Here is a 20,534-nt window from a genome sequence, read left to right as displayed (position 1 = left end):
AAAATGGATATTTTAAAACTTATAGGAAGAGAAAGTAATTTATTTCAGGATGATATTCAGAATAATGATATCGAAATGAAACGAATAATTTCCAATGCCTCTTTTTTAGTTTTGGGAGGTGCAGGGTCTATTGGTCAGGCTGTATCAAAAGAAATATTTAAAAGAAATCCTAAGAAGATTCACGTTGTAGATATAAGCGAAAATAATCTTGTAGAGCTCGTGAGAGATCTACGAAGTTCCTTTGGTTATATAAAAGGAGATTTTCAAACATTTGCTTTGGATATTGGCTCTCTGGAATATGATGCGTTTATAGAATCAAACGGAAATTATGATTATGTACTTAATTTATCTGCTTTAAAACATGTGAGAAGTGAAAAGGATCCTTTCACTTTAATGCGAATGATAGACGTGAACATTTTTAATACTGAAAAGACCATTGAGCAATCAATTTTAAACAAATCAAAAAAGTATTTTTGCGTTTCTACAGATAAAGCGGCGAATCCAGTGAATATGATGGGAGCTTCTAAACGCATTATGGAAATGTTTCTTATGCGTAAAAGTAGGGACATATCTATTTCTACAGCTCGGTTTGCTAACGTTGCATTTTCAGATGGTTCATTACTCCATGGCTTTAATCAAAGAATAGAAAAAAAGCAACCTTTGGTAGCGCCTAACGATGTTCGTCGCTATTTTGTTACTCCTCAGGAATCTGGAGAATTGTGTCTAATGTCCTGCATATTTGGAGAAAATAGAGATATATTTTTTCCGAAATTAAGTGAGAAATTACATTTGGTAAGCTTTGCAGATATCGCAATTCGTTATTTAGAAAATAAAGGTTATAAGCCGTATTTATGCGAAAACGAAGAAGAAGCCAGGCTGCTAATGAATAAACTTCCTGAAGAAAAAAAGTGGCCTTGCCTATTGACTCCCAGCGATACCACTGGCGAAAAAGATTTTGAGGAATTTTTCACTGATCATGAAAAATTAGATTTAGATCGATTTAAGAATTTAGGGATCATAAAGAATGAATTGGATGTGGAGGAAGATATATTGAATAATTTCAGTCACAAGATTTCTTCCCTAAGGAAGGAAGGTAAGTGGAGTAGAAATGATCTTGCAAAATTATTTCATACCATGATTCCAAATTTTCATCATTTAGAAAAAGGTAAGTATTTAGATTCAAAAATGTAATGACCAAATTTAAGAATACCATATCATTTATTCAGGATACTTTCAAGACTCGGGAATTTATTCCTTTACATCAGCCTTCATTTTCTGGAAATGAGAAAAAATATGTTTTAGATACTATAGATTCTACATATGTATCTTCAGTAGGGGCATATGTGAATCAATTCGAAGAAATGATAGCAGAAATTAGTGAAACGAGACACGCGGTAGCAGTTGTGAATGGAACTTCAGGAATTGAAGTGGCATTGAGACTTGTGGGAGTAGAGTCTGGAAATGAAGTCTTAACTCAAGCGCTTACTTTTGTTGCAACTGCAAATGCAATAGCTTATAATGGTGCGACACCGGTGTTTCTCGACGTAGATATGGATACTATGGGATTATCACCCCAATCCGTTGAAAATTTTCTGAATGAATTCGGTGAACTTCGTAATAATGGATGTTTTAACAAAAAGACAGGAAAAAGAATCACAGCTTGTTTACCTATGCATACATTCGGTTTCCCAGTTCATTTAGACGAATTGCTCAAGGTCTGTACCAAGTGGAAGATTCCACTGGTAGAAGATGCGGCAGAATCTTTAGGAAGTAAATATAAAGGCAAAGCTACAGGATCTTTCGGAGAAGCAGGTGTATTTAGTTTCAATGGAAATAAAATCGTGACTAGTGGAGGTGGAGGAGCACTAGTAACTAATAATAGTAAATTAGGAATAAGTGCTAAACATCTTACAACTACCGCTAAAAAGCCTCATTCTTATGAATATGATCATGATGAATTGGGGTATAATTATAGAATGCCTAACCTTAATGCAGCCTTGGCCTGTGCACAACTGGAAAATCTAGATTTATTCTTGAATAAGAAACGTTCACTCGCGAAAAAATACGAAGAATTCTTTAAGCAGTCATCTCTTAAATTTCGAACTGAATTACCCGAAACTAAGGCAAACTATTGGTTGATGTGTGTAGAATTGGAGAACTTAGAGGAAAGGAACGAATTTCTAATAGAAACAAATAAGCAGAATGTTATGACACGTCCAATTTGGAAACTGATGTTCAATCTACCTATGTATAGTGATTGTTATAGGGATGATCAGGTAAACGCTAGATTTTTAGAAGACAGAATCATTAATATTCCCAGCAGTGTCATATAGAAATGCAGCATTAGTTGGATATTCAGGACATGGTTGCGTAGTAGGAGAAGCAGCAATTTTACAGGGTTTTGAATTAAAATATTACTTAAACAAAACTGAACTTCAATTGAATCCATACAAATTGCAATATTTAGGTTTTGAAGGTAGTAAGGAATTTCAATGCTGGAATATTGAATTTGACTGTGTTTTAGCCATAGGAGATAATTCTATCAGAAGAAGGACAGCTGAATTGTTGTTGTCCAGAAATAAAGTACTTCTCAATGTAGTGCATCCAAAAGCTGCAATTTCAAAATATTTTGTACAAGGAATGGGCAATTATATTGGTGCTAATGTCACAGTAAATCCTTTTGTAAATGTTGGTAATTATTGTATTTTAAATACTGGCTGTATTATAGAGCATGATTGTGTAATTGGAGATTCGGTCCATATTGCACCTGGAGCTGTTCTTGCAGGTGGAGTAGTTGTAGGAAATAATTCATTTGTTGGCGCAAATTCTGTAATTAAAGAAGGTACAATTATTGGAGAAAACGTAACTATAGGTGCGGGCTCCGTGGTATTAAGAAATGTAGAAAATAATAAAAGGATAGTAGGAAACCCGGGAAGAATGTTATGAAAGAAAAAGTTCTAATAATTGCTGAAGCAGGAGTAAACCACAATGGTAGTACAGAACAGGCTAAGAAGTTGATTGATGCCGCAGCCGATGCTGGTGTAGATTATGTGAAATTTCAAACATTTAAGGCAGATAATCTGGTTACTAAACGAGCTAAGAGAGCTAGTTATCAAGATAAAAATTCAGGTGATAAAGATTCGCAATATGAAATGCTTAAGAAGTTGGAACTATCTCACGAGGTACACCTGGAATTAATGGAATATTGTAAGTGTCGTTCCATAAATTTTCTTTCTACAGGATTTGATCTCGGCAGTTTAGATTTTCTTAATGAAATTGGAATCAATTTATTCAAAATACCTTCAGGAGAAATAACGAATCTGCCTTATCTGAAAAAAATTGCTAGTTTCCGAAAAAGAATAGTCATGTCTACTGGAATGGCCACCATCGAAGAAATTAAATCAGCTTTTAAAGTATTGAATGAAAATGGGGCAAATAGAGACCAGATAACTATTCTGCACTGCAATACCGAATATCCTACTCCAATGGGCGATGTGAATTTAAAAGCAATGCACCACATTAGAGATGAAATTAAAACTGAAATAGGATATTCAGACCATACATTAGGAATTGAAGTTCCAATTGCGGCAGTTGCTTTAGGAGCGATGGTGATCGAAAAGCATTTTACCTTAGATAGAAATTTACCAGGGCCAGATCATAAAGCATCTTTAGAGCCAAATGAATTAAAAGCAATGGTACAAGCTATACGAAATATTGAGAAAGCCATTAGTGGATCTGGATTAAAAGAACCTTCTGTATCTGAAACTAAAAATAAAGTTGTTGCACGAAAAAGTATCGTAGCGGCTAAAAATATAATGAAGGGTGAGGTGTTTTCGGTAGATAATATTACTGTAAAAAGACCTGGGAATGGTCTCAGTCCTATGCTTTGGGATGAAATTCTAGGTAAAGTTGCTCCAACAAATTTCGAAGAGGAAGACACTATAAAATTATAATTATATGATTATTAGAAAATACATTCCGGGAGATGAAGATTCAATATTAGAGTTATTTCATATAGTTTTTAAACAAGAAATGACCAAACATTATTGGAATTGGAGATTCAAGAATAATCCTTTTTCTAATGAGATTTTTATTTATTTAATGTGGGATGAAGACAAATTGGTAGGACACTATGCCCTTTCGCCAGTTGAAATGAATGCACAGGGAAATATTGTGAAAACTGCGTTATCTATGACTACTATGACACATCCAGAATATGGTGGTCAGGGAATTTTCTCAAAATTAGCAAGCGCTTTGTATCAGGATGTACAGGAAAATTTTGGATATAAATTGATTTGGGGATTCCCAAATAACAATTCGCACTATGGTTTTATTAAAAACCTGGGCTGGAAGGATGCTGCGATAATCCCGATGATGACATTAGAATTACCAGTGAAAGCTTTGAGCAATCAACAGGAAATTAAATATGAAGTGAATGATTCATTCTCTTCTGAGATTATTTCAAAGCTAAATATTGCTAATTCAGCATTGAAAATAAATAAGACTAAAAACTATTTAGATTGGAGATATCTTACTAATCCCGGAGCTACTTATAAAATTTTACATTTAGAGAACCTGGAAGGTGTGGTAGTCTATAAAGTGATTAAATCGTTTGATAAGAATACCGAGGGATTCGAAATTGATATTTTAGAATTATATTTTGATAATAATATTGGTAGCTTATCTAAAATTATTCAAGCCATCCTAATCCAGGAAAGAAACCAGACTATAACCCAAATAAATATATGGAAATCAATTTTTACTTCAGAAAGAATCTGGCTTGAAAAATTCGGATTTAAGGTTGGTTTACCTTTGACATATCTTAGCTATTTAAATTTAGACGATTTCAGCTTAGCCTCAGATTATAGGAACTGGGATGTTGGACTGGGATATTCAGATGTATTTTAAGGATGAAGAAAAGAAAAATTATTGCCGTTTCAGGTGCCAGATCAGATTACGATTTATTGTTTAGTGTATATAATAAGTTAGATAAGGATCCTGAAATAGAGTTTAAAATAGTGATTACAGGTCCTAATCTTTCGGATAATTATGGATACACAGGCGGGAATATAGAAGAAGATGGCTTCCAGATAGCGGGTAAAATTTTCAATTTAGTTGATTCTTCACAAAAAATTGGCAGAATTATTTCCATAGGATTGCAGATACCCTCATTAGCAAATTTACTAAATCAGGAAAAACCGGATATTGTTATAGTCGCTGGAGATAGAGAAGAATCGATCACGGTTACTATGAGTTGTGCATACCTTGATATACCTGTTGCACATTTTTTTGGAGGTGATATAGCGAAAGATGGAAATATTGACAATTCTGTAAGATATGCAGCGAGTAAATTCGCTCATATCCATTTTCCCACGTTGGAAGAACATAAAAAAACTCTTTTAAAATTGGGTGAAGATGATTGGAGAATTCATGTAATTGGGAATCCTGCATTAGATAGAATTAAGGAAATCCCATTACTAAGCAAGGATAAAATTTTTAGTAATTTAAATGTGGAAGCTAAGCAGATCTCTAATTATAGTGTTCTTATTCAACATCCAATTATTACACAAGTAGAGCAACAGAGCAATCATATAAAAATTACCCTTGAAGCATTACTAAATGCTGATGGCCATTATTTTATTAATTTTCCAAATTCAGATGCCGGGAGTCATGAAATTATAAAGGCTTATCGTTCTTACGCTGAAAATCATCCTGAAAAATTCACCTTATTTCAGAATATAAATCGAGTTGATTATATCAATTTATTGCGCTCTGCAGATTTTTTAATTGGTAATTCAAGTTCTGGTATCGTAGAGGTAGCAAGTTTAGGACTTGCCGCCATTAATGTTGGGGAACGTCAAAAAGGACGTCTCCATGGTGACAATGTTATTTTCGTAGACAATAATATAGAGGAGATTTTAAATGCTATTGACAGAGTAAGGAACGATCACGATTTTAGATCAAAGGTTAAACTGAAAATAAATCCATACGGTGACGGCAGTTCAGCTGATAAAGCTGTAGCAGTATTGAAAAAAATAGATTTGAATAGCGATTTAATTTATAAAAACATTACTTACTAATGGGACGAACTGTTATTGTTATTTCTGCTCATCCAGATGACGAGGTTCTAGGCGCAGGAGGAACTATTTTAAAACATATCGATCGTGGAGATGAAGTATATTGGTTAATAACTACAAATATCTCAACGGAACAGGGCTTTTCAAAAGAAAAAGTTGAATCCAGGCAGCGTGAGATAAGAGACGTTGAAAATCTTTTTGGAATTAAAGCAACATTTAGTTTAAATTACCCAACGATGACGCTTTCTTCTTCATCTATAATAAAGATGGTTCCAGAAATATCTGCTATTTTTAATAAGGTTGAACCAGCAATCATATATTGCCTGAACAGATCAGATGCACACTCAGATCATCGAATAACTTTCGATGCGGTCCTGGCCTGCACGAAATCATTTAGATACCCTTATATCAAAAAGGTTCTTATGTATGAATGCCTGTCTGAAACTGAATTTGCTCCTGCTTTGCCCGAAAAGGTTTTTCTGCCAAATTATTATGTAGACATTTCTAAGTACATGGATAAGAAAATAGAGGGTATGAAAATATATGCATCTGAATTGGGCGAGCATCCATTTCCCCGATCAATAGAAAATATAAAAGCACTTGCAACCTATAGAGGAGCAAGTGTTGGTGTTAAATATGCTGAAGCTTTTCAATTAATTAAATTTATCGATAAAGACTAACGAATGGATTTTAAGAACATAATCATTCATCAGGATAAAACTATTATCGATGGTTTAAAAAAACTGAATAACATTAGGGAGGTAAGTAGGTTAATTCTATTTGTAGTTGATAATAGTAATGTGGTAATAGGTTCTCTGACAGATGGTGATATAAGAAGATCTCTAATTAAAGATGGCGATGTTAAAAAAAGAGTTGGAAACGTTTGTAACAAAAATTTTGTTTACGAACAAAATGCAGATAGTTTTTTAAACTTACATAACTACCGCGCAAAAGATATAAAGATTTTACCGCTTCTGGACAATGAGAAAAGGTTTGTAAATATTATTGATCTTGAGAAAACTAAAGCCGTACTTCCTATTGAATGTATGATTATGGCAGGTGGACGTGGCAAAAGACTTAGTCCACTAACAGATGATATCCCAAAACCTTTACTTCCTTTAGGCGAAAAGCCTATTATTGAGCATAATATAGATAGACTGATTTCCTTCGGGATAAAAAAAATCTACATCTCTTTAAAGTATCTCGGCGAAAAAGTTCAGGAGTACTTTGGAGATGGAAGTAGCAAAGGAATCGAAATAGAATATATTTGGGAAGAAGAACCTCTGGGAACTGCAGGTGCACTTTCATTAGTAGAAAATTTCGAAAGTGAACATCTACTTTTAATGAATGGGGATTTGTTTACCAATATTAATTTTGAAGACCTTTATAAATCCTTTTTAAACGTCAATGCAGATATGGCTGTAGCCTCTGCAGAGTATAAAGTAGATATTCCTTATGCAGTTTTTGAAACTGAAGGTAATGAGGTGAAAGACTTTAAGGAGAAACCTTCTTATAGATATCATTCTAACGCAGGAATCTATATTCTGAAAAGGAATTTGGTTAAAATGATTCCGAAAAATCAGTTTTATGATATTACAGATTTAATGAAGAACTTAATTACTAATGGAGGTAATTTAGTACATGCTCCTATAATTGGTTTTTGGATAGATATAGGCAAACCTGAAGATTATAAGCAAGCTCAGGAATTTATTAAGCATATATAAAATCTTATTTTTTGGAAAATATTTTAATTACTTTATGTGCTAGAGGGGGATCAAAAGGAATACCTGGAAAGAACATTAAATCTATAGCAGGTAAACCTTTAATAGCCTATAGTTTACTGCTCGCTATTGAATTTCAAAAAAAGCATCCCAATACTTTGATTTATTTGTCTACAGATTCATCAGAAATAAAAGATGTGGTAGATAATCTGTGTTTAGCTGAAGTAAATACTAATTATGTGCGTCCAGAATATCTAGCCAATGATACTGCTGGAAAACTAGATGTAATTATCGATGTTAAAAGATTTGCAGAAGAGCAAAAACATCTGAAATTTGATTTTGTGATGGATCTCGACATAACTTCCCCTTTAAGAAATTTAGAAGATCTAGAAAATGCGCTAACAAACCTGAAAAATAATGTTGATGCATTAAATATCTTTTCAGTAAGCCCTGCTGGTAGAAACCCATATTTTAATATGGTTGAATTGAACGAAGAAGGCTTTGCTGAATTGTGTAAAAAAGGAACTTTTTTAACCAGACAATCTGCCCCTGCAGTATATGATATGAATGCTTCATTTTATATTTTTAAACGTGAATTTTTTCTTCAGGATCTTAAACCAAAATTAATGCAGAAAGCAATTATCTTTAAGGTTCCGCATTTGTGTTTCGACCTGGATGAACCTATAGACTTCGAGTTCATGAACTTCCTGATTCAAAATAATAAACTGACCTTTGATTTTATTAAATGAAGGTACTAATTATAGGACTGGGATCTATTGCCAGAAAACATATTAAAGCATTGCATGAAATCGGTGAGTTCGAGATTTATGCACTTCGATCTCAACTAGATTCTCCAGATGTTGAAAACATCAAAAATATCTATGATTGGGAACATATTAAATCGCACAATTTTGATTTCTTTTTAGTTTCAAATCCAACATCAGAGCATGCTTCAACAATAACAAAACTAGTAGATTATAGAAAACCTTTATTTATCGAGAAACCAATATTTAATAAGCCTGGTGCTGAAAATAAAGATTTAATAAATTCTATCAAAACTGCTCAGATATCAACCTATATTGCTTGTAATTTGAGATTTTTAGACTGTATTTCTGAAATTAAAGAAATAGTAAAAAGTTCAAAAATTAATGAGGTTAATATATACTGCGGTTCTTATTTACCAGATTGGAGACCTGGCGTTGACTTTAGAAAAGTCTATAGCGCGAACCAGGAAATGGGTGGGGGCGTACATATAGATCTTATCCATGAGTTAGATTATCTATTTTGGTTATTTGGAGAACCTTTAAATACAAGGTCAACATTTAAAAATAATTCATCATTAAATATTTCCGCCATAGACTATGCCAATTATCTTTGGGAATATGAAGGTTTCTCGGCTAATCTGGTTTTAAATTATTACCGAAAAGACACAAAACGAACTTTGGAGATTTTAACTTCTGATGCAACTTACCTGGTAGACCTTATCAATAACAGGATTTTTAAAGATAATTTGGAGGTTTATTCATCAGATCAGAAAATATCGGACACCTACCTTGCTCAGATGAATTATTTTATAAATAATGTATTAATCAATAAAGAGTCTAGTTTAAATTCAGCGCAGGAGGCTTACAAAATATTACAATTATGTATTCAGGAATAAAAGATAAAGTAATTATTGTAACCGGTGCCAGTGGACAGATTGGTAAAGAAGTAGCAAATTTTTTATACAATCAGGGTGCGCAAGTAATTGCTACTGATATTAATGCTCCTGAGGATACCGGTTATAAATTTCTAAAATATGATGTTTCCAATCAACATGAAATAGATTTGCTCATAGAATATGTACGTAAAAAATATGATAAAATCGATGGTCTGGTAAATTTAGCGTATCCAAGAACAGAAGATTGGGGTGCTAAATTTGAGGATATAGATTTAGAATCCTGGAAAAAAAATGTAGATACTCAACTAAATAGCGTTTTCTACATTTGTCAAAAAGTTTTAAGCCTCATGAAGATTCAAAAATCAGGTTCTATTGTAAATATAGGTTCTATTTACGGTGTTGTGGGAAATGATTTTACAATATACGAGGGGTATGGAGGAACCTCACCGGCAGCATATTCAGCCATTAAAGGGGGATTAATAAATTTCACAAGGTATCTTGCCTCCTATTATGGAAAAGATATGATTAGAGTAAATTGCATCTCACCTGGAGGGATTTTAAATGAGAAGTCGCAGCATCCAGATTTTATTAAGCGATATAGTGAGAAATCACCTCTAAAAAGACTGGGATATGCAAGAGAAATAGCAGCTCCGGTAGCATTTTTGCTTTCAGAAGACGCATCCTTTATCACTGGACATAACTTAATGGTAGATGGCGGTTGGACAGCAATTTGATAGTGCTAATCTCCTTCATGTTTAAAAAATATTGATTTATTTTGATCAAAACATTTTTAAAGAAAAATTTTGAAAGCTTAGCTTATTACTATTCCTACTCTGGATATAGAATAGTAGTGATAGTAGCATTCAGTATTTTCGTTGGGTTACTGGATGGCTTTGGACTTGCTATGTTCCTGCCACTGCTTCAAATGATAAGTGATTCTAATGCTGTCGAACCAGACAGTCTTGGTAGATTAAGTTTTCTGCTTGAATTTTTAAATGGAATTGGACTTTCCCTGAACTTGGTTACTATTCTAGGCTTTATGATTATCCTATTTTTCCTAAAGGGACTCATGCAGTATGCTAATGGAGTGTATAGAATGGTGACGTTACAAAAATTCATTAAACAAGTAAGGTTTCAAAACATAAAGGGATTAAATAATCTTGCGTATAAGTATTTTGTTACTTCAGACGTTGGCCGTATCCAAAATACACTAACAGGAGAGGTAGATAGAGTAGCGGTATCGTTTGCTAATTATTTTTATGCCATCCAGTTCGGGGTAATGGTAATAGTTTACATGGGTTTTGCATTTACTATGGATCCACAATTTGCTATACTGGTTACTGTTGGTGGTGTCCTCACTAATTTTTTATATAAAAATTTGTATAAAAAAACTAAGGGAGCTTCAATTAAATTGACAGGAGAGAATAATATTTTCCAAAGTCTTGTTATTCAAAATGTCAATAATTTTAAATATTTAAAGGCTACAGGATCACTTCGCAAATATGAGCAAAAACTTAAAGAATCGGTTTTAAGAATTGAGAAAAGCAATGTAAAGATTGGAGTACTTGACTCCATTTTAATTGCAGCAAGAGAACCATTACTAATAACTGTAGTTGTAATTGTTATCTATATTCAAACAGAATTGCTAGGATCTCTATTGGGACAAATTTTGGCTAGTTTATTCTTTTTCTACCGTGCCCTCAACTTCCTCATGCAAATGCAGGCGAGATGGAATAAATTCTTAGGTGTATCTGGTTCTTTAGAAAATATGCAAACATTTATGAAGGAACTAAAAGTTAATGTAGAAAGAAAAAGCTCTAAAGTATTAACTACTTCGGTTGACCATTTAACATTAACTGATGTTTCTTTCTTCTACGGTGAAAGTATTGTTTTAAAAAATATTAGCCTCAATATTAAAAAGAATGAAACGGTGGCGTTTGTAGGTGAGAGTGGAAGCGGTAAAACAACTCTTGTAAATATTATTGCGGGTCTACTGCCTGTAGATAAAGGTGAATATTTCATTAATGATATTAGAAGTGATGACTTAAATACTGCAACTTTTCAAAAAAGGATCGGTTATATTACCCAGGACCCTGTAATTTTCAATGATACGCTTTTTAATAATGTGACTTTTTGGGCTGATAGTTCTGAGAACAAGGAGCGTTTTTGGGAATCAATAAAGAAAGCGGCAATATTTGATTTCGTAAATGCCTTACCAAAAAGAGAGCAAACAATTTTGGGAAATAATGGCGTAAATTTAAGTGGTGGTCAAAAACAACGACTTTCCATTGCTAGAGAACTTTTTAAGGAAGTTGAAATATTGTTTTTAGATGAGGCCACATCAGCGTTGGATTCAGAAACAGAGAAGCAAATTCAGAAAAATATAGATGCTCTTAAGGGTGATTATACTATAGTCATAGTAGCCCATCGAATTTCTACCATTAAAAATGCAGATCGAATTGTTGTAATGAATAGTGGAAAAATAGAACAAATAGGTGCTTTTTCAGAATTAGTTCAAAGCTCTAAATATTTTAAAAGGCTGGTAGAATTACAAGAGGTCTAGACTATGCATAACTTAAACAGACTATTTATTATAAAGAATGCGACACATTACGAGGTGCTCAAAATATATTTAAATCAGAATTCAATATCTGGTAATTATGTTATTCTCACGCTGGACAGATTGGTGGGAAATGAAAAACTTATCCAAACTATTGAGAAAGATAAGAGTTTGAAGCTCTTAGAGATCTTCATTTTGAAATCCAAGAATGAATATCTCGAAAATTTTAGAGTTATTAAAAACGTACTAAAAGCTAAATTTTTAGAAAAGTATGTCACTCTCTTCGATGAGGTAATAATCTCTAATTACAAAACCTGGTTTCAGCACTTTCTTCTGAATAAACTTAATCCTAATAAAGTAACTTTGTTAAGCGATGGATTAGGATTATTGGAAGTTCCGATTATAAGAAATAAACGGAAGACGTTGCCTCCAGAACGTCTTCCGTTTAGAGGTAATAAATTTATTAATTCCAAAATTTTAAAATTAGATCCTATACTAAATTTGAATTATTTCAGCCAGGTCAATATGAATATAGGCAATGACGACTCGATCGAAATTTTTAAATATACTCGAGGCAATAATAGAGAAGTTGATGTAGATAAAGTTTACTTTATTGGTAGCCCTATAGTTGAGTTAGAATATATCGAGCAGCGTAACTACATAGAATGCCTTAAAAAGATTTCAAATAAGCTAGATTCTAAAAATATCACCTACTTTGCTCATAGAAAAGAGCAGCAAAATAATATAGAATCGTATTCTTTTCTGGGAAATATTGTTTATAATACAATACCATTTGAAATTTTTTTAGAGAAAGAGGATATTTTGCCTGCGATTATAGTTTCGCACATTTCATCTGTATTAGTTAATCTAGCTCCTGTATATCCTGAAATTCAATTCATATATACTCCTATTAATTCAAACTGTATCATTGATTCTATATTTTTAAAGCGGTATGAAATTGCATTAGATGGATTCAGGAATATTCAGCAGAAGAATTTCCAATCCTGGGAGTTCTTCAATTCGAATTCTATAAATTAATGTTTTCAATAGTTATCCCTACATATAATAACGAGGATAGAATAGCTTCTACTATAGAATCAGTTTTAAATCAAACCTATAATGATTGGGAATTGATCATTGTAGATGATGGTTCTACAGATAGTACTAAAGAAAAAATTATACCATATTTAAATTATCAGAAAATTCAATACGTTCATCAACCAAATGCTGGGGTAACTGGAGCTCGAAACAAAGGAATAGAATATTGTAAAAGTAAGTTTGTTACATTTCTGGATGCAGATGATACTGTTACTAAGAATTGGTTACAGGATTTTTATGAACTTTCCGTTGAATCTAAAAAACCAGGTTATTTAAGCGGAGCTATCTTACGTAATTCTAAATTGGTACTTCCTAAAGTAGAAGTTGATATTTCAAAGAAACACTATTCCTCTTTAGCTGGTTCTTTCGCTATCTTGACGGAGATTATTCGAAATATAGGAGGTTATGATACACATTTGAAGCAAAGTGAGAATTGGGAGATGACAGCCAGGGCTTTACATTTTTGTGAGAAAAACAATTATGATATACTTTTTCACGAGAATGCTAATTTAATTTATGATAATTATCCTACCAATGAGGAAACTTTATTGAGAGATCGATACAGGGCAGAAGCAGTATTATATCTTCATGATAAATATGCTGAAAAGGGAGTTTTTCATTATCGAAAAGATGAATTTCTGGTCTCTAGTGCTATAAATTTTACAAGGATTAAATCAAACAAAATAGCACGAAGATTATTTTATAAAAGTTTTAGGAATAAGCCTTCTATCGTGGCTCTTTCCAGAGTTATAATATTTGAAATACCATTTTTGAGAAATAGAAAATGGTTAAGAAAAGATGAAAATGATTAAGAAAAAAATATTATTTGTACTGGATACTCTTCAGGGTTCTGGAGCTGAAAGAAGTCTAGTAGAAATTGCTATAAGATTTAAAAAATTCACACCAGTTTTCGTGAATATTTATGAAGGAGATATGCTTACTCCTATTTTAAAGAAGAATAATATCAAGTTTTATTCTTTAAACGTTCCAATGGAAAGAAACTTCAAGATTGCAGCAGAACGATTAGCTAAAGTTTATGAGATTGAAAAGCCCGATATTGTTCATTCTACTTTATTCAAATCTGATGCTGTAACAAGAATTCTAAAAAGCAACTATGATATATTCTTGGTAAATAGTTTCGTCAATAACAATTACAGTCCATTGCGTTATAAGGAACTAGGATACGTGCAAGGTTTAAAATTAAAATTGGTCCAATTGTATGACGCTTACACTTCACGGAAAGTTGACTTTTTTATATCCAATTCTGAAACTATTAAAGAAGCGAAATCCAAAGGCACACTTGTTTCCAAAGACAAGATTAAAGTGATATACAGGGGAAGAAATATTGACAGCTTCAAAAATATAAATACAGTTCATAACTCTCGACTAATTGAGGAACTTGGACTTCGAAAAAAAATTGTTTTACTCAATGTTAGTCGTTTAATTGAAAGGAAAGGACAATTGGATCTTATAAACGCCTTGCCTCTTGTGATTAATCAATATCCAAATATCCAATTACTGATTGCTGGCCATGGCGTTTTCCAGAATAAATTAGAAAACCAAATAGAAAAGCTACAAATCAAAACCCATGTGCGTCTTTTAGGTAGAAGGCAGGATATTCCAGACTTATTGGAAATATCGGATATTTTTATTTTCCCTTCATATTTTGAAGGTCTACCAGGTGCACTCATTGAAGCTATGCTATCTCAAAAAATAATCGTCTGTTCAGATATTGATGAAAACAAGGAGTGCGTTGATGAAAATTCAGCAATATTTTTCCAGTTAGGTAATTCAAGGGATATGGCAGATAAAATTAATTATGCTATAAATAATAAAAAAGAGCTTAAACAATTAGGAAGAAATGCACGAGAACAGGCTATAATTAAGTTCAATATAGAATCTATTTCCCAAGAGTACGAGTCTACGTATAGTTCTATTTTAAGTAAATAGTTTTTTGAGCAATTGGACTTATTTTAATGGAATAATTAAATTTGTGCATAAACATCACAATAAGAAGATCGTTATCCTATGAAGATTCTTCACTTAGTAACCAAAAGACAATACAGAGGTGCAGAGATCTTTGCTGCAACCCTTAGTAAGGAGTTAATAAGCTTCGGTCATGAAATTGTCTTTGCAGGTTTATATAAGAATAACAAGGATGTATTAAATGTGGCAAATGCTCTGAATGTAGATCTTATGGACAAAGAACCTCAGTTCTTTTCTCCAAATTTGGCTCTGAAACTTCAAAGGCTCATTACAAACGAAAAACCAGATATCATACAATGTAATGGATCTGATACATTAAAGTATATGTTTGCGGCCACTTATTTTTTAAGTAATACACCACCAATCATCTATAGAAATATTAGCATGATAAGTAAATGGATGTCTGGTGTTTCCAAAAGAAAGCTTTATCAACAAATATTTCAAAAGGTTGCACATGTTTCCTGTGTGGGAGATGAGGCTATGGGAGACTTCATAAAGACTTTTGATTATTCAAATGAAAAGATCTCAGTTATTCGAAGGGGGATTCCTATAACTAATGTTGACAAAATAGAGGCAAGACAGAATGTTCTTAAAAGGTTCAATCTGGAGTCGTCTAATAAGCTTGTGATTCATATGGGAAATTTCAGCCCTGAAAAGAATCATATTTTTTTGATAGACATATTTGATAGAGTTAAGAAGGAACATCCAGAGATCAAATTGATTTGTGTTGGAGAAGGTACTTTATATAATACTATAAAGGAGATGGTCGTGGATAAAAACCTCGATTCTACAGTTTATTTCACTGGCTTTGAAAGGAATGTTTCAGAACTACTTGCTGCTGGAAATTGTTTGACTTTATGTAGTCTCGTTGAAGGTGTCCCTGGAGCAATCCTTGAAGCGGCAGTGCAAAGAACTCCCTCGATATCAACTAATGTTGGAGGTGTTAAAGAGGTATTAGAGAATGATGTCACGGGATTCTTAATTAACAATTTTAATAAAGATGAATTTTATAATAAATTAATTTTGCTAACCTCGAATTCCGAACTCAATGTAGAAATGGGAAATAATTCTTATGCATTGGTGGTTAAAGAATTCGGAACTGAACATAATGCAAGAAAATTTGAGGAATTATATGTAAGTTTACTTAATTGAATTAATTAGATAATATTCTTAAGCCTTGGATTTTTTATTCGAAATATTTGAGTGTAGCTAATTTATATTTTTTCTTAATAGGCTTTTTCCTCCTATTCCATTTTAAAATCGGTTTTAATTTTTAAATTCGCGCTTCCGTTTTCTCAAATGCTTTTAATCTTTAAAAATGAAGGAATTTATTGGAAAAATAGTATCGGTTCTAAAAAATAGGAGTAAAGCTATTTTTAAAACCAGATTTAGAAGAAGGATTTTGAAAAGACAGGATGTTTACTGGAAAAAAAGTACTGATTCGAACAAAATTTACCAAAAATTGTATGCCAGTGATTCTATGAGTCAGTGGAAGAACATGGATAATTGGCAAAGGCGTTTAGAAAATAAACTAAATGCTAAAGAATTTGCTGCAAAAATGGGTTGCAAAGTAGCTCGATTGTACTGGAATGGAAAGTTTGAAGATTTCAAATTATTAGACTTTAATAAATTACCCGCAACATACGTTCTAAAACCAATTTCAGATTATTCTTCCAGGAACGTTTATGTGATGTCAGATGGATATAACTTACTTACAGGTAAGAAATATATTGATGTAAATGAGCTCAAGTCTGAAATTCATGAGCTGTATAGTTCAAGACCAGATTTAGAAATGATGATTGAGGAATTTATACCTCAAGAGGCTGGTAATTTTGAAGTAGCAAATGATTACAAATTTTACATGTTTAATGGTAATCTTGCCTTTATTAAAATGGATGAAAGGGAGGGCAAAGCATATGAGAAGGTGACTTTCTACGACAGTAATTGGAACTTATTTACAAAAAAAATATTGACTTTTGCAAATGTGGAAACACCTTCAAAACCACCACAACATCTCGAAGAAATGATAAGGGATGCTAAAAAACTTAGTCTTGCTTATGAAAATTTTGTTCGAATAGATTTCTATGATTCTCCAGATGGTCCTGTTTTCGGTGAATTCACACCAACTCCTAGGGGGGGTGTAAGCTTCACACCTTATGGAAGTAAATTGCTTATAAGTTACTGGGAACGATATTGTAAGGGTATGATTTAATTTGCACTTTAAACAACAGATCCATCATACATTATCTTTAATAAAAGTGACTAGAGTAGATGCCTCAATCATTTCAGTAAAATTACATAAGCTAATTTAACCAATCAGTATAGAATGTGGAAAGGGATCTTTTTTAATGCAGTTGCTAAATATTCCGGAGTAGTAATCAATCTAATAATTACAGCGATTTTGTCGCGTGTACTCGCTCCCGAAGAATTTGGTATTATAGCGCTGGTTTTTGTGTTTATAGGTTTTTTTAATCTTTTTGGGAATTTGGGTTTGGGTCCCGCTATAGTGCAAAAGATCGAAATCACAGAAGAAGATATTGGTTCTATATTTGTGTTTTCCAGTCTTATGGCCTTGACTTTGGCAATTCTGTTCTTTTTGAGTTCAGAGTATATAGCTAGGTTCTACGATGAGCCAAAATTAATTCCAGTAGTTAAGATCCTATCTTTAAGTGTGTTCTTCAATATTATTAGTATTGTGCCTACAGCATTAAATAAAAAGGCCTTACGGTTCAAGCAAATGGGAATAGTGAATGTAAGTGTACAAGCATTCGCAGGCATTATTGCTATCATACTGGCTTTAAATAATTTTAGCTATTATGCCTTGATTTTTCAAAATGTTCTCACTGGTTTCCTGGTGTTCGTAATTTTCTTTTATTTATATCCAATCAAAAAATTAGCCTTGGATATTTTGCCATTAAAGCAGATAGCATCCTATTCAGGTTTTCAATTTGGATATAATTTTATTGTCTACATATCTAGAAATCTCGATAATTTGTTAATAGGTAAGTATCTTGGGAACGCTCCTTTGGGCTATTACAACAAATCATATTCTTTAGTAACTCTACCAATAAATAATTTGACTCATGTTATTTCTCCGGTTCTTCATCCAGTGCTTGCACAGCATCAAGATGATTTGAGTTATATTCATAAGTCCTATTTAAATATTATAAAAATATTGAGTGGAATAGGTTTTCCACTTGCTGTCTTCTTATTTTTTACTGCGGAAGAGTTGATTTTTCTGTTTTTTGGACCTCAGTGGGAATCAAGCGTTCCTGTCTTCAAAATCCTGGCCTTGAGCGTAGGTTTAAGAGTTTGTACAGCATCATCTAGCGCAATTTTTCAAGCAACAAACCGCACAAATTTGCTGTTTTTATCTGGACTGGTAAGTGCAATTCTCATGGCTACTGGAATAGTGTATGGTGTATTCTACGGTAGAAATCTTGTAGATATTGGATATGGCTTACTTACAGCGTATACTCTTGATTTTTTCGTCACCTATTATCTATTGATTGTAAAGACGTTACATAAATCTTTAGCCACATTTTTTAGGATTTTTGTAAATCCCTTACTAGCGGCAATTATATTGGTCTTTTTCTATTACGTGTCAAGTAAAATAAGCTTTTACAACATATATGTAGAATTTATATCCAATAGCATTATATTCTTAATCGTAACCTTGGCTGTTTTCGTATTTCCAAAGAATAATCGTAAAATATTAAACGACTTAATTAGGAGAAATAAGTAATAATATTGTTTAAAGTTTCTAGCTATTAAATTCATTAAAATCTCATGGATGATTTCTTACTTAAATGCCTTATAGTTTCTTGATTTGATTCGTTCGTGTAAATTATTACCATTTTTGCTTCATCTTTCAGTTAGTTTTTATTTATATGCTTATTTTCGCGATTTTTATTAAACTCTTGTGACCTGAAATGCAGAAATCTCTGAATGCATAAGATCTTTTTAAGGAATAACATTTTTTTCAATTGTCTCGAAAATGACACCTTAGTTGAAGGAGCTCGAAAATCTGGTGTTGTTCTAGATCATAGTTGTTTGACCGGTAGATGCTCCACTTGTAAGGTTAAAGTGTTTTCCGGTGAGTCACATCCTGTCATCGATGAACTGTCGATAGATTCTGAGGAATTACGGGAGGGATATATACTTTCCTGTGTGAGAGTACCAAGTAGCGACATGGAACTGGACACTGAGGATCTTAGTCAATATTCAATTGCAACTCCAAAAACATTTCCAGCTAAAATTTATAGTATTTCTATTTTAACAGAGGGAATTATTAAAGCTGAGGTTAGGCTACCACCTAATCAAAAATTTAAATTATTCCTGGACAATATGTGAATATTATCAAAGGTTCTATTAAGAGGAGTTACTCTGTCGCGGGCTATAATGAGTCAGACAACTCTCTAGAATTCTATATTAAATATTACCCAGGTGGTGCTCTTAGTGAATATTGGTTCAACAGTGCAAGTAAAAATGATTTGTTAAGAATAGAAGGACCGAAAGGAACCTTCTTCATTAGAGATACTTCATCGATAGATAACATTATTTTTTTGGCTACCGGAACGGGCATTGCTCCTGTAAAATCGATATTAGAAATCTTAGCAAGGAATCATTCTATTAGTAAGAATGTTTACCTGTTCTGGGGAGCACGGTATGCTGATGAACTTTTTCTGGACCCCAAATTAATCTATAGCAACCTTAATTATTTTCCGGTACTATCTCGTGACAATAAAACTTTAGTTAATAGAGGTTATGTTCAAAATATCCTTTTAGAAAAAAATATAGATTTACGCAATAGCATGGTATATGCCTGTGGATCTAATAATATGATTAAAGAATTGGTGGCATGCCCATTCTATGGCATATCATGAAAATTTATTCACACCATGGTATAAATGAATTTATCATATGTTGCGGCTATAAAGGTTATATTATCAAGGAATATTTCGCTAATTATTTCCTTCATCAGTCGGATGTAACTTTTGATATGTCTAAAAATGAGAGAATAGTACATCACAAAAGAGCCGAGCCTTGGATAGTTACTTTAATAAATACCGGTAACGAAACAATGACAGGTGGAAGACTTAAGAGAGTATACGATTATGTAAAAGATGAAAAAGAATTTTGTTTTACCTATGGTGATGGAGTAGCAGATATTGATATTACTCGATTATTAGACTTTCATCGATCTCATGGAAAAGACGCAACACTAACAGCAACCTTCCCCCCAGGAAGATTTGGGGCACTTGATATATCAAATAACCAGGTCAAGAGTTTCAAAGAAAAACCGCGAGGAGATGGAGCGAGAATCAATGGTGGATTTTTCGCCTTTCTCCCAAGGTGATTGATAAGATTAAAGATGATACCACTGTTTGGGAGCAAAAACCGCTAAATTCTCTTGCGGAAGAAGGACAACT

At 32.8% G+C, this 20,534-nt stretch carries 21 protein-coding genes; all 21 read left to right on the top strand.

Translation table 11 applies throughout. The features are described from left to right. Nucleotides 1–3 precede the first annotated feature (3 nt). The 21 genes from ACSHZO_RS12320 to ACSHZO_RS12220 all read left to right on the top strand — a co-directional run bounded on the left by ACSHZO_RS12320 (nt 4) and on the right by ACSHZO_RS12220 (nt 20,461). On the top strand, nt 4–1,191 hold the full coding sequence (locus tag ACSHZO_RS12320) for a UDP-N-acetylglucosamine 4,6-dehydratase (protein ID WP_298247489.1): 1,188 nt from the start codon (nt 4–6) through the stop codon (nt 1,189–1,191). Continuing rightward, nucleotides 1,191–2,333: a LegC family aminotransferase gene (locus tag ACSHZO_RS12315; RefSeq protein WP_298247488.1), complete on the top strand. Its 1,143-nt coding sequence runs from the start codon at nt 1,191–1,193 to the stop codon at nt 2,331–2,333. Before ACSHZO_RS12320 ends, ACSHZO_RS12315 begins: the two co-directional genes overlap by 1 nt. Beyond that, entirely contained in the window at nt 2,323–2,946 is a 624-nt protein-coding gene (locus ACSHZO_RS12310) for an acetyltransferase (RefSeq protein WP_298247487.1), read from the top strand. Before ACSHZO_RS12315 ends, ACSHZO_RS12310 begins: the two co-directional genes overlap by 11 nt. Then, complete coding sequence (neuB, locus tag ACSHZO_RS12305) at nt 2,943–3,953, top strand: N-acetylneuraminate synthase (RefSeq protein ID WP_298247486.1); 1,011 nt, start codon at nt 2,943–2,945, stop codon at nt 3,951–3,953. Before ACSHZO_RS12310 ends, neuB begins: the two co-directional genes overlap by 4 nt. Before the next feature lie 4 nt (nt 3,954–3,957). Beyond that, nucleotides 3,958–4,908 carry a GNAT family N-acetyltransferase gene (locus ACSHZO_RS12300; protein ID WP_298247485.1) on the top strand — a complete coding sequence of 317 codons (951 nt, stop codon included), beginning with the start codon at nt 3,958–3,960 and terminating at the stop codon, nt 4,906–4,908. 2 nt (nt 4,909–4,910) lie between these two features. Continuing rightward, entirely contained in the window at nt 4,911–6,080 is a 1,170-nt protein-coding gene (gene neuC / locus ACSHZO_RS12295) for a UDP-N-acetylglucosamine 2-epimerase (protein WP_298247484.1), read from the top strand. Beyond that, entirely contained in the window at nt 6,080–6,757 is a 678-nt protein-coding gene (locus ACSHZO_RS12290) for a PIG-L deacetylase family protein (protein WP_298247483.1), read from the top strand. The genes neuC and ACSHZO_RS12290 overlap by 1 nt, the downstream gene beginning before the upstream one ends. A gap of 3 nt (nt 6,758–6,760) precedes the next feature. Next, nucleotides 6,761–7,801 (top strand): nucleotidyltransferase family protein, encoded by a 1,041-nt coding sequence (locus ACSHZO_RS12285; RefSeq protein WP_298247482.1) that lies wholly within the window; start codon nt 6,761–6,763, stop codon nt 7,799–7,801. 11 nt (nt 7,802–7,812) lie between these two features. Next, entirely contained in the window at nt 7,813–8,547 is a 735-nt protein-coding gene (locus ACSHZO_RS12280) for a cytidylyltransferase domain-containing protein (protein WP_298247481.1), read from the top strand. A 50-nt stretch (nt 8,548–8,597) separates the two neighbouring features. Beyond that, nucleotides 8,598–9,458 carry a Gfo/Idh/MocA family protein gene (locus ACSHZO_RS12275; RefSeq protein ID WP_298247480.1) on the top strand — a complete coding sequence of 287 codons (861 nt, stop codon included), beginning with the start codon at nt 8,598–8,600 and terminating at the stop codon, nt 9,456–9,458. Beyond that, nucleotides 9,443–10,192: an SDR family oxidoreductase gene (locus ACSHZO_RS12270; RefSeq protein WP_298247479.1), complete on the top strand. Its 750-nt coding sequence runs from the start codon at nt 9,443–9,445 to the stop codon at nt 10,190–10,192. Before ACSHZO_RS12275 ends, ACSHZO_RS12270 begins: the two co-directional genes overlap by 16 nt. A gap of 41 nt (nt 10,193–10,233) precedes the next feature. Continuing rightward, nucleotides 10,234–12,021, top strand: coding sequence for an ABC transporter ATP-binding protein (locus ACSHZO_RS12265; protein WP_298247478.1), 1,788 nt, complete (start codon nt 10,234–10,236; stop codon nt 12,019–12,021). Nucleotides 12,022–12,024: 3 nt separating this feature from the next. Then, complete coding sequence (locus tag ACSHZO_RS12260; RefSeq protein ID WP_298247477.1) at nt 12,025–13,056, top strand: hypothetical protein; 1,032 nt, start codon at nt 12,025–12,027, stop codon at nt 13,054–13,056. Next, nucleotides 13,056–13,928, top strand: coding sequence for a glycosyltransferase family A protein (locus tag ACSHZO_RS12255; protein WP_298247476.1), 873 nt, complete (start codon nt 13,056–13,058; stop codon nt 13,926–13,928). The genes ACSHZO_RS12260 and ACSHZO_RS12255 overlap by 1 nt, the downstream gene beginning before the upstream one ends. Continuing rightward, a complete protein-coding gene (locus tag ACSHZO_RS12250; protein ID WP_298247475.1) occupies nt 13,921–15,066 on the top strand; it encodes a glycosyltransferase family 4 protein in 1,146 nt (381 codons plus the stop codon). Before ACSHZO_RS12255 ends, ACSHZO_RS12250 begins: the two co-directional genes overlap by 8 nt. Nucleotides 15,067–15,144: 78 nt before the next feature. Then, nucleotides 15,145–16,254, top strand: a complete 1,110-nt coding sequence (locus tag ACSHZO_RS12245; RefSeq protein ID WP_298247474.1) for a glycosyltransferase — start codon at nt 15,145–15,147, stop codon at nt 16,252–16,254. A 166-nt stretch (nt 16,255–16,420) separates the two neighbouring features. Beyond that, nucleotides 16,421–17,314, top strand: a complete 894-nt coding sequence (locus ACSHZO_RS12240) for an ATP-grasp fold amidoligase family protein (RefSeq protein ID WP_298247473.1) — start codon at nt 16,421–16,423, stop codon at nt 17,312–17,314. A 114-nt stretch (nt 17,315–17,428) separates the two neighbouring features. Beyond that, a complete protein-coding gene (locus ACSHZO_RS12235; protein WP_298247472.1) occupies nt 17,429–18,847 on the top strand; it encodes a lipopolysaccharide biosynthesis protein in 1,419 nt (472 codons plus the stop codon). Nucleotides 18,848–19,050: 203 nt separating this feature from the next. Continuing rightward, a complete protein-coding gene (locus ACSHZO_RS12230; protein WP_298247471.1) occupies nt 19,051–19,455 on the top strand; it encodes a 2Fe-2S iron-sulfur cluster-binding protein in 405 nt (134 codons plus the stop codon). Beyond that, nucleotides 19,452–19,988, top strand: coding sequence for an FAD-binding oxidoreductase (locus tag ACSHZO_RS12225; RefSeq protein ID WP_298247470.1), 537 nt, complete (start codon nt 19,452–19,454; stop codon nt 19,986–19,988). Before ACSHZO_RS12230 ends, ACSHZO_RS12225 begins: the two co-directional genes overlap by 4 nt. Next, entirely contained in the window at nt 19,985–20,461 is a 477-nt protein-coding gene (locus ACSHZO_RS12220) for a sugar phosphate nucleotidyltransferase (RefSeq protein ID WP_298247469.1), read from the top strand. The genes ACSHZO_RS12225 and ACSHZO_RS12220 overlap by 4 nt, the downstream gene beginning before the upstream one ends. Nucleotides 20,462–20,534: the final 73 nt, after the last annotated feature.

Origin of the sequence: Christiangramia sp. 3-2217-3z (genome assembly GCF_051195275.1) — a bacterium.
Taxonomy (GTDB): domain Bacteria; phylum Bacteroidota; class Bacteroidia; order Flavobacteriales; family Flavobacteriaceae; genus Christiangramia; species Christiangramia marina.
This window is presented reverse-complemented; position numbering and strand designations above follow the sequence as displayed.